6 protein-coding genes and 2 rRNA genes are annotated in these 11,130 nt (G+C 65.6%); 1 reads left to right on the forward strand and 7 read right to left on the reverse strand.

Going from position 1 to position 11,130, the window contains the following annotated elements; all coding sequences use genetic code 11:
* Positions 1 to 76: 76 nt before the first annotated feature.
* The 4 genes from AACX88_RS15915 to AACX88_RS15930 form a co-directional block, all read right to left on the reverse strand.
* The gene (locus AACX88_RS15915; RefSeq protein ID WP_339393841.1) at positions 77 to 1,522 is read right to left on the reverse strand and encodes a hypothetical protein; all 1,446 of its coding nucleotides are present in this window, start codon (positions 1,520 to 1,522) and stop codon (positions 77 to 79) included.
* A gap of 559 nt (positions 1,523 to 2,081) precedes the next feature.
* The gene (locus AACX88_RS15920) at positions 2,082 to 3,527 is read right to left on the reverse strand and encodes a hypothetical protein (protein ID WP_339393842.1); all 1,446 of its coding nucleotides are present in this window, start codon (positions 3,525 to 3,527) and stop codon (positions 2,082 to 2,084) included.
* 613 nt (positions 3,528 to 4,140) lie between these two features.
* Positions 4,141 to 6,303 (reverse strand): ABC transporter ATP-binding protein, encoded by a 2,163-nt coding sequence (locus AACX88_RS15925; RefSeq protein ID WP_339393843.1) that lies wholly within the window; start codon positions 6,301 to 6,303, stop codon positions 4,141 to 4,143.
* Position 6,304: 1 nt separating this feature from the next.
* Positions 6,305 to 8,038, reverse strand: a complete 1,734-nt coding sequence (locus tag AACX88_RS15930; RefSeq protein ID WP_339393844.1) for an ABC transporter ATP-binding protein — start codon at positions 8,036 to 8,038, stop codon at positions 6,305 to 6,307.
* A 192-nt stretch (positions 8,039 to 8,230) separates the two neighbouring features.
* Here AACX88_RS15930 and AACX88_RS15935 point away from each other — a divergent pair, with 192 nt between their 5' ends.
* Positions 8,231 to 9,400, forward strand: a complete 1,170-nt coding sequence (locus AACX88_RS15935) for a DUF6882 domain-containing protein (RefSeq protein ID WP_339393845.1) — start codon at positions 8,231 to 8,233, stop codon at positions 9,398 to 9,400.
* A gap of 104 nt (positions 9,401 to 9,504) precedes the next feature.
* Here the strand turns inward: AACX88_RS15935 and AACX88_RS15940 are convergent, their stop codons facing one another.
* The 3 genes from AACX88_RS15940 to AACX88_RS15950 all read right to left on the reverse strand — a co-directional run.
* Positions 9,505 to 10,542, reverse strand: a complete 1,038-nt coding sequence (locus tag AACX88_RS15940; RefSeq protein WP_339393846.1) for a DoxX family protein — start codon at positions 10,540 to 10,542, stop codon at positions 9,505 to 9,507.
* Between the two features lie 159 nt (positions 10,543 to 10,701).
* Positions 10,702 to 10,821 (reverse strand): 5S ribosomal RNA (gene rrf / locus AACX88_RS15945).
* 134 nt (positions 10,822 to 10,955) lie between these two features.
* Positions 10,956 to 11,130, reverse strand: a 23S ribosomal RNA gene (locus AACX88_RS15950); the annotation flags it as partial.

Below are 11,130 nucleotides of genomic sequence, written 5' to 3' on the forward strand. Positions count from 1 at the left end.
CTCGGCGCACGCAGCACACACTTCACGCAGTTCGGCCCCGGAGCGCTTGCTCCGGGGCCGGACTGTTCTCGCAGTGCTACTTCTTCAGCGCTCCGCGCTTGCGGGCGAAGAAGACCGCTGCCGCGCCGGCGAGGATGAGGACTGCTCCGGCTCCGAGGCCGGTGAGTTCGGCGCCGGTGCGCGGCATCGACCCGGCATCGTTGGAGTCGCCGACGTCACCGCCTCCGCCGCCGCCCTTGCCTGTGACGGTGAACTTGCCCTTGAGCTTGGTGCCGCCGCAGTTGGCGACGACATCGTAGGTGCCGACGTAGGCCGACGGGGTGTTCTCGAGTCCGTAGACCTGGGCCGAGACCAATCCTGAGCTGTCGTTGTCCGCGGTCCGGTCGTAGAGGAGCTTGCGCGGGTTATTGCCCCAGACCTGGAAGCGAACGGATTCTGAGACGCAGTCCTGAACGGTGAGGTTGACGCCCTTGTCGCGATTGACGAAGTCCGATCCGGAGAGCCTCTCCGGCTGGACCCACAGCTGCGGCTTGAGGTCCTTGTCGCCGTCAGCGGTGACGGTGTACGTCACTTCCTTCCCCGCGTCGCCGCACCCGGCTGAGACGACGTAGTCACCGACGAGGCTGCTCGGCTTCGTCTTCTTCGCATCGGGAATGTAGGTGAAGAGCGCGAGGCCTTCCGCTGACGTCTCCTGCTCATCCTGGTAGACAGCGGTGTGGGAATCGTATTTGGTCATGATGGCGACATCGGCGGTGGCACCTGCAGGGCAGTTCGACACCACCACGGACACACCGCCCTTCAGATAGCTGCTCAGCGACTGCTTCTTCGGCTTGACGTCGACGGACACGTCTCCTGCCGGCTCGGTCTCCCCGGCGATGACGGTGGCAGTTGCCGAGTACGACTCGTTCTGTGTGCCCCTCTGCACGTCAACGGTGACGGTCACGGTGTCACCAGGCGAGACTTCCTCACTGGTGTAGAAGGTGCCGGTGAAGGTCCCGTCCTCCTGCACTGTCTCGTGAATGCCGTCGCCGTCACCCCAGGCCACGGTGTCACCGGCGAGGACGCCCTCGACGTAGAAGCCGAGCCCCACGTCGGGGTTGCTGATGTCTTCGACGGTCACTTCGCTGCTGTACAAGCCCAGGGAGGCTTGGATCGCCTGGTCGTCCGGGGACTCTGAGGGGGTCTCTTCTGTGCCGTCGGCTTCGCTGCCTTCGGTCGGGTCGGCAGTGCCGGTGGAGTCGTCGACACCTGAGGAGTCGTCCGTGGCGGTCGAATCGTCTGTGCCTGTGGAATCGTCGGTGCCGGTCGAGTCATCGACGCCTGATGAGTCGTCGACACCGGAGGAATCGTCCGTGCCGCTGGAGTCGTCGGTGCTCGAGTCGTCCGGTGGGGTCTCTCCTTGGGCGCTGCCGTCGGGGTCCGGCATTGCCACGGTCGTCTGTGCTGCGGAGGCAGCGGTCGGCATGATGCCCATGGTGGCGACGGCGAGTGCCATGGTCGTCGCGATGATGAGGCGTTTCATGTTCGTCCTTCCAACGGGCCTGGGGCGGCCAACGGAGCCTGGGGTGGCTTAGTCGAGGACACTACGGTCGATGTCAATGCGTGTGGAGTTCTGTTCATTGCGTTCATGACAATTCTGTGATCTGGGTCACGGTGAAAAGTTATCCCGCCGTCACCACAGATGTGGTTAACCCTGTGGACAACGCTGCGGGCACTCGGCACCCACACCCGGACATCCACAGGGAAGAAGACCTGTCGCCCCAGGTGAGGAGCACGGTTTCTGCTGCAGATAGCGGCACCGGCCGACGGACAGCGGGAATCCCGATACGGTCATCGTCAATGCCCCGAGATGTTGAGATTCCGCAGACATCACCCGCTCGATCCGGGCGATCGTTATCTCCGCAGGGCGCCCCTCGCCGATCAAATCGCACGGGCGGCCTCCGCACGCCGCTGTCAGACGAGCCTGACCTCGCGAATCGGCCCCGGGGCGTCGACGTCTCGTCGATGCTCCGGGGCCGATCTGCGTTCTCCGTCGAGCCGGGCGGCGTCACCGACCTGACGGGAGTCCTGTCATGCCACATTCATCCCTTCATGTGTCCGCGGCGCCGAGCGAAGAGGACTGCTCCGGCTCCGGCGAGGATGAGGAGAGCACCGGCGCCGAGTCCGGTGAGTTCGGCACCCGTGCGAGGCATCGAACCGGAGTTGCCGCCACCTCCGCTGCTGCCGCCGTTGCCGCCTCCGCCTGAACCGGAACCGGTGACGACGAACTCTCCGCCCATCGCCGTGTCTCCGCACAGGGCCTGGACCGTGTAAGTGCCGACGTAGGCGGACGGGTCGTTCTCGAGTCCGTAGGTCTGGACGGAGACGAGCCCGTCGTACTCGTTCGGCGCGGTACGGTCGTAGAGGAGCTCGTTCGTCTTCTTGCGCCAGACCTGGAAGCGGACCGAGTCGGAGGTGTAGCAGTCCTTGACGGTCATCGTCACACCCTTGTCCCGGTTGACGAAGTCCGCCCCGGAGAGCTTCTCAGGCTGGATCCAGAGCACCGGTTCGAGCTCCTCGTCGCCGTTGTCGGTGACGGTGAACGATCCCTCCTCGTACTGGACACCGCATTCTGCCCGGACGAGGTACTCGCCGACGTAACCGGATCCATCGCTGTCGCCCAGCTCCGGAACGTAGGTGAAGACGCCTGCGGTGTCCTCGCCGGCCTGTTCCTTGCCCTGGAACAGCACGGTGTCGGGGTCGTATTTGGTGGTGATGATGACTTCGATGGTGGAATCCATCGTGCAGCCGGCCATCATCACGGACACGCCTTTGCTCAGGAAGCTGTCGAGGGTCTGCGACTTCGGTGTGATGTCGAGAGTCGTGCTGGACGGCGGTTCGGTCTCTCCTTCTCCTTCGATGACGGTGGCGGTTGCCGAGTACGTCTCGTTGAGTTCGCCTCGCTGCACCGAGACGGTGACTGTCACGGTGTCTCCGGGCTGGACCTCGGCGTCGGAGTAGTACGTGGCCGTGAACGTTCCGTCTTCCTGCGCCGTGGCGGTGGCGCCGTCTCCGTCGCCCCAACTGATCGTGTCCCCGGCGAGGACGCCGTCGACGAAGAAGCGGATGCCACGGTCCGGGTCCGCCAGTTCGTCGACGGTGACTTCGGTGTTCTCGAGGCCGAGGGAGGCCTCGATGGGGATATCGGTCGGGGTCTCCGAGGGGGTGCTTTCGGCGTCGTCGGTGCCGTCGACGTCCGCCTCTGCGGGGGTGGTCGGGTCGGGGGGTGTGCCGTCCGCGGCTCCTTCGGAGTCAGCGGTTCCGGGGTCGGCGCCGGGGTCGGTCCCGTCGGCGGCGCCTCCGGAGTCGGTGCCGTCTGCCGTGCCGTCGGGTTCTCCGGCGGAGTCGGGGGCGGGATCTGGGGATGGTTCGGGTGCGGTGTCTGTGCTCGCCTGAGCCACGACCTCGGGCGCCGCGGCTGCGGCGGGAAGGGCACCGAGGGTGGTGACGGCGAGCGCGAGGGTGGTCGCGAGGATGAGCCGTTTCATGATCGTCCTTCCAACGGAGTCCGCCTGGGTCGGCGAACCGGTTGCTGTGGTTGGTGAGGACGGTACTCAGGAAGTCACGTCGAGGGGACTTATGGTCATTGAGTTCATGACAATGCTGTGATGTAGGTCACGGTGAACTGTTATCGCTTCGTCACCACGGGCGTCGTTGCGCGGGAGGTGCCGATGCCGGGCGTCACTCGTCGGTGCCGGGTGTCGCATCACCTGCCTCGTCGATCTCCCTGGTGGGAGGCCACCGAGTCGGGTCGAGTCAGCATTCGCCCGATGGGTCCGGGTCGCGCTCGGAGCGGTCATGGCGAAACTGTCATCTCATCTCGATCAGGCGGAGGTGCCGTGCTGGCTCCCGGAAATCGTTACCCTCGCCGTCGGCCTCCCGGACGCAGTCTCCGCGGAGAGGCTCTGAGAAGTCGGCATCGGCGCTGGCATCGTGCGCCAGTGCTCCCAGGAGAACGACGAATGCGCGGTCCCGCGGCTGGTGCCTCGGGACCGCGCATCGGTCCGGGTTCGGCGATTCACCTCGCCGCCGGTTCAGGTCGCCGGCAGCTCAGTCCGGCTTGTGCCGACCGTCCGCCGTATCCTCGACGCTTTCCGGCGCTTAAGCACCGTCCGACGCCTTTGCGCCCTCTGAACCCTCGGCATGCTCAGCCTCGGCGTGCTCGGCCATGGCAGAATCCGCTTCGTCCTCCGCCAGGGCAGCGGCGTCGGCGCTGATTCCGGGCTCGGTCTCCGCCTCGGCGAGCACCTCCGAGGTGAAGTGCTCCTCTGCGTCCTCGCCGCGGAACTGGGACATGTAGAGCCGGTAGTAGGCGCCTTCCGCCGCCAGCAGCTCCTCATGGCTGCCGTGCTCGACGATCGCACCGTGTTCCATGACGATGATCGTGTCGGCGTCGCGGATCGTCGAGAGTCGGTGGGCGATGACGAACGAGGTCCGGTCGGTGCGCAGCGCCGCCATGGCCTGCTGGACGAGGAACTCCGTGCGCGTGTCCACCGAGGAGGTCGCCTCGTCGAGGATGAGCAGAGAGGGATCGGCGAGGAAGGCCCGCGCGATCGTGATGAGCTGGCGTTCGCCTGCCGAGACGCTGCCGCCGTCGGAGTCGATGACCGTGTCGTACCCTTCAGGCAGCTGCCGGACGAACCGGTCGACCATCGTCGCCTTCGCGGCGTCGAGCACCTCCTCGTCGGTCGCGTCGAGGCGACCGTAGCGGATGTTCTCTCTGATCGACCCGTCGAAGAGCCACGCGTCCTGGAGGACCATGCCCACATGCGAACGCAGGTCGGCCCGTGTGAGGTCGCGGATGTCGACGCCGTCGAGGAAGATCGCTCCTCCGGTGAGTTCGTAGAATCGCATGACGAGGTTGACCAGGGTCGTCTTGCCTGCACCGGTGGGCCCGACGATGGCAATGGTGTGGCCCGGATCCGCGGTGAACGAGACGTCTTCGATGAGCGGGGTCTCCTCGGTGTAGCGGAAGCTCACGTGGGAGAAGTCGACGCGGCCAGGAGTCCGCGGCGGCAGCGACGCCGTCGCCTCGTCCGGTTCCTCTTCCTCGGCGTCGAGGAGCTCGAAGGTCCGTTCGGCGGAGGCGACACCGGACTGGAGCATGTTCGCCACTCCCGCCATCTCCGAGATCGGCTGCGAGAACTCCCGCGAGTACTGGATGAACGCCGTCGCATCACCGAGAGTCATCTGCCCCGAGGCCACACGCAGACCGCCGGCCACGGCGATGAGGACATAGCTGAGGTACGAGACGAACTGCATCGAGGGCATGATCATCCCCGACACGAACTGGGCCCCGGCGGAGGCCCTGTACAGCTCCTCGTTGCGGCGGTCGAACTCCTCGAGCATGACCTGGTCGCGACCGAAGGCACGGACGACGTCGAGGCCGGAGAACGACTCCTCGACGTGGCCGTTGACCTCGCCGGTGTACTTCCACTGGGCTTTGAACTTCCGCTGGGCCTGAGAACCGATGACTCCGGCGATGATCGCCGAGAGCGGCAGGGCGATGAGGGCGAGCAGAGCGAGCTGCCAGGACACGATGAACATCATCACGCCGATGCCGATGATCGTCAGGGCCGCCTGCACGAGCTGCGAGAACGCCTGCTGCAGCGCTTGCTGGATGTTGTCGACGTCGTTCGTCACCCGAGACATCACGTCGCCGCGCTGCCGAGTGTCGAAGTAGCGCAGCGGCAGCCGGTTGATCTTGCGTTCGATGTCCTCGCGCAGACGATAGACGACGCGCATGACGAGGGCGTTGAGGATGTAGCCCTGCGCCCACATGAGCATCGAGGCGACGAGGTACATGAGGAGGACGACGATGATGATCTGTCCGAGTGCGGTGAAGTCGATGCCCTGACCAGGGACGACTCCCGCGGTGGCGAGCATGTCGGCGTAGTCGTCGCGGCCCTGCGCACGGGCGCCCGCGATGATGTCCTCGATGTTCGCCCCGGCCGGCAGCTGCGCGCCGATGACACCCGAGTAGACGACGTCCATCGCCTTGCCGAGCACCTTCGGGGCGATGACAGTGAGCACGACCGAACCGATGACGAGGAGGACGACCTTGACCAGGCCCGCCTTCTCATTGCCCATGAGCCCGAACAGTCTTTTGACCGAAGGCCAGAAGTGCTTGGCCTTCCGCGCGGGAGTGCCGCCGAACATGTCGCCGTCGCCCTCCTGCGGGATGAAGTCCTCGGCGACCTCCGCCTCGGCGGTGGCCGCACCGGAACCGGTGGTCTCGGCAGTGGTGGGATCCTTCTTCGCCATCTCAGTTCACCCCTTCCGCGGTCAGCTGTGATTCGACGATCTCCTGGTACGTCGGATTCGTCTCGATGAGCTCGTCGTGGGTGCCCCGGCCGACGATCTTGCCGTCGTCGAGGACGAGGATCTGGTCGGCGTCGCGGATCGTCGAGACGCGCTGGGCGACGACGATGACCGTCGACTCCCCAGTGGTCCGGCCGAGGGCTTCCCGCAGGCGGGCGTCGGTGGCGACGTCGAGGGCGGAGAACGAATCGTCGAAGACGTAGACGAGCGGCTTGGCCGCCAGCGCTCGGGCGATGCACAGTCGCTGCCGCTGGCCGCCGGAGAAGTTCGTGCCGCCCTGGGCGACGTTCTCATCCAGCTGGTCCGGTTTCTCGGCGACGAAGTCCGCGGCCTGCGCGGTCTCGAGCGCCTCCCACAGCTGCTCGTCGGTGGCGAATTCGCTGCCGAAGCGCAGGTTCGAGGCGATCGTGCCGGAGAACAGGTAGGGCTTCTGCGGGACGAGGCCGACGAGCTCGGCGAGCTGGTGCCGGTTGAAGGCGCTCACGGGCACACCGTCGATGAGCACCTCGCCGGCCTGGGGGTCGATGAGGCGCGGGATGAGACCGACGATCGTCGACTTGCCCGACCCGGTCGAACCGATGATCGCCGTCGTCGTCCCCGGCTGCGCGGTGAACGTGAGGTCCTCGAGGACCGGGACCTCGGCGCCGGGATAGCCGAAGGTGACGTTGCGGAACTCCAGCTCACCTCGGCGAGGGAGTTCGTCGACGCCGTCGGGGATGACCATCGACGATGTCGTGTCGAGGACTTCGCAGATGCGTTCGGCGCAGACGACGGCGCGCGGGATCATCATCATCATGAACACGCCCATCATCACGGCGACGAGGATCTGGAGCAGGTACTGGAGGAACGCGGTGAGCGATCCGACCTCCATCTGTCCGGCGTCGACGCGGTGGCCGCCGAACCACAGGACGGCGGCGGTCGCGAGGTGGAGGATCATCATGATCGCGGGGAACATGAGGACGAAGAGGTTGCCGACCTTGACCGAGGTCTCGGTCAGGGCTCGGTTGGCGTCGGCGTACCGGTCGGTCTCGAAGGGTTCGCGGACGAAGGCGCGGATGACGCGGATGCCGGTGATCTGCTCCCGGAGCACGCCGTTGATGTCATCGACCTGGTCCTGCATGCGGCGGAAGAGGGGCATGAGGAGGACGACGAGGATGCCGACGACGACGAAGAGCGTGGGCACCGAGACCCAGACCAGCCAGGACAGGCCCGCGTCCTCACGGAAGGCCATGATGATGCCGCCGATGCACATGATCGGGGTGGAGACCATGAAGTTCAGGGTCATGAGGACCAGCATCTGCACCTGCTGGACGTCGTTGGTGTTGCGGGTGATGAGGGTCGCGCTGCCGAACTTCCCGACCTCGAGGGTGGAGAGGTCGTCCACTCTGCTGTAGACGTCGCGGCGGATGTCCCGGCCCACTCCCATCGCGGAGCGGGCCCCGAAGTAGATCGCGGTGACCGCCGTGATGACCTGGACGAGGCAGACGATGAGCATCGTCATCCCGGTCGACCAGATGAAGTCGGTGTTGCCCTCGGCCACGCCTTCGTCGATGATCCGGGCGTTGAGGCTCGGCAGGTAGAGGGCGGCGATCGTCGACGCCAGCTGGAGGATGACGACGAAGACGATGAAGAGCCAATAGGATTTCGCGTATTTCAGGGTCAGGCGCAAGAGTGCCACAGTGAACATCCTGGGGTTCGAAAACTGAAACTGAGCCGTCGTGAGAGTTGAGAGCGCAACGCATCATCTTACATCGAACTTCCTCCTTCGCAAGGTCCGCATGCTCGTCACAGTCCACCACGCGGCACTGACACGGGCCAGTGGTCCGCGTGCCTCCTCGCATCTGTCCGGCGCCCCCGTACGCTGGAAGGCATGAGCACAACACTGCAGGACCTCGTCAATCGCGCCGTCTTCCTCTCCACGGAGACGCAGACGCACTTCGGCGGACTCATCGCCGACGCCGCGTGGGAGGTCGACTTCACCGCGGATCCGCACCTCACCTTCACTGCCGAGGATGATGCGGTGCTGCGCACCCGTCCCCATCTCCTCGGTTCCGAGTCGAGCTCGCAGGGCACGTGGCTGTGGGGGTGGGAGAACATCAACGAGTTCCCCGAGGCGGTCGTCGGCCTCTCCCATGAGGTGCGGAAGTTCGGTGCAGCCTCGGACATCGACGAACTCGTCTCTCCGGAACTCAAGCTCGACGACGAACTCGCGCTGCGACTGACGCTGGCGGCGAAGGAGGCGACGGGCAAGTGGGCGCACTACCCCGCTGCGGCCGGCGCCGGGACCACGGTGTGGCTGCTCGTCGACGCCCCCGAGCTCACCTTGCCCGAACCGACCGTCAAGGCGTCGGTGCGCGCGCTCATGCAGGGGCTGACCCAGACGACGGTCGACGACCACCGGGCCGCGCTCGAGGCGTACGTCGCCAAGCGCGGCATTCCCACGGCACCGCTGCCCGAGAACGGTCTGCGTCTGCTCTTCGCCGACGGCAGCGCTGACCTCAGCTTCGACGAGGTCAGTCGGATCTCCAACTGCGAGGTGCACGCGCCGCTCGAGGGCGAGGCCGCCGAGCAGTTCTCCCGCATCACCGGGATCACCGTCGCCGACGCTTCCTCGTCCGGCGCTCCGGCGACCGACGCAACTGCGGCAACCTCGACGACAGCTGACTCGACCACGGCGCGGAAGGAGTCCGCGGCAGCTGCGAGCGGTCGAACGCCCGCCAGCGAGCACACGGCGTCGCCTGAGACCGGCCGGAGCGCAGACACTGCCGACGAGGCGGTCGCTCCCGCCGCCGAGACCTCCCGACCGGACGCGTCGCCGGCTGCCTCGTCCGAGGCGACTGCGGAGGACCACAGCGATGGCACCCCCGCCGAGGCGGCCGTCCCGTCCGGTGCCGCCACACCCGACACGGGCGTCAGCTCCGAATCGCCTCGGACCGTGGATGACGAGTCCGCCGCGTCCGCTGAGCCCGCAGCGGAGGAGACCGAGGCGGCAGAGGAGCCCAAGAAGAAGGGGCTGTTCTCGCGCCTGTTCGGACGCTGAACCCACTTCGGCAGAACCTCTGCCTCCGGTGGGAGACATCGGCGGGAGACGAAACGGCATCCACGATCGCATCGTGGATGCCGTTTCCGTGTCTGCGCACATGGTCAGCGGTGGATCGCTTCCCTGGGGGCCCAACTGAAGTCGCGGTCGTAGAGATACCGCCGTTCCGGGTCGGGGACGAGAGTGAGGTCGAGGCCGTCGCCCGTCAGACGGAGCCTGCCCTGGTCTCCGAGGTCGTAGCGCAGTCCCATTCTCTTCGACACGTCTCTGACCAGGCCCTGATCGCCTGCGAGCTTCGGATAGAGGGACAGTGCGAGGGTCCCGTCGTCCTTGACCTGGTAGGAGCCGTCCTGGAAGCTGCCGTCAGCGAATCTGATGGCGACTCGTGCCTTGCCTCCGACGGCGATCTGCCCGAAGGCCATCTGCGTGATCTCGGCGCCGTCGACGGTGCCCTGGCTGCCGTCGTCAGCCCGGTAGACACCGGCGACGACCGGTGCCGGATCGAGTTGCCCCCAGTTCGTGCGCAGCCCGAAGGCGACGCCTGTGCCGACGATGATGACGATTGCCAGCAGCGGTGAGGTCCACTTGGTGATGGCGACGAAGATGCGGTTGTCGGAGATCCTGCCCTGGACCGGAACCCCGGTGGGCAGGCCGATGAGGAACCGTCCGAGGCGCACGAGGTTGGGGATGAGGAGGATGAGGCCGGCCAGTGCCATCATTCCGGCGAGCTGTTTGACCGGGACGTCGAAGGTGAGGTTGAGGAGGAAGACGACGGACATATCGACGACGGCGAGGGCTGCGCCCAACCACACTGTGCGTCGGAAGAGGAGGAGGATTGCGGCGGTGACCTCGGCAGCGCCGGCGAGGAACTGCACGACGGGTGAGAAGCCCATGAATCGCCACAGCAGGCCCATCGGGCTCATCTCGCCGTATTGGATGAGGGCGTCCGAGTAGTCGGCATAGCCCATCTGTGTGAGGAACACCTTGGACCAGCCGTAGACGAGGAGATAGCCGGCGAGCCAGATCCGCAGCAGCCAGTGGCCGCCCCAGAGGACTCTCGCCAGCACTGAGCGGATCCTACGGCTGGATGAGGGGGTGGGGATCCCGTTGTCGATCGCGGAGACTTCAGTGTCGTTGCGCATGTCTTCAGGCTAGGCACGCCGAGGTGGTGCCTCCATGCGGTTGCCTCTCCCCTTGGGGTGAGGAAAACCCGATCTGCTCGGCGGGTGGCGTGGACACTCACGTCCGTGAATGCAAAAAGTGGGGGCACCCCTGAAAGGAGTGCCCCCACCCGAAGAATATTGCGGCAGTCACTTACTCTCCCACAACCACCAAGTTGCAGTACCATCAGCATGACATGGGCTTAGCTACCGGGATCGGAACGGTTAACCGGGCGTTTCCCCACCACTATCACCACCGCAAAACCATCAGACACACCACACACGAACCGTGTGTGGTAGTGGCCCAAGAACCGTACAGCGAACGCGAACACCAACCATGTGGCTCTCATCAAAAAACTTCATGCAACATTCCGCACACACCAACCCAGAAGGGGTTGTGTGAGTGATCGGCGTATTAGTACCAGTCAACTCCACACCTTACAGTGCTTCCATACCCGGCCTATCAACCCAGTGTTCTCCTGGGCACCTCCCCCCAATAGGGATGGAAATCTCATCTCGGAGCAGGCTTCCCGCTTAGATGCTTTCAGCGGTTATCCTTCCCGAACGTAG

Origin of the sequence: Brevibacterium metallidurans (genome assembly GCF_037101285.1) — a bacterium.
GTDB classification, from domain to species: domain Bacteria; phylum Actinomycetota; class Actinomycetes; order Actinomycetales; family Brevibacteriaceae; genus Brevibacterium; species Brevibacterium metallidurans.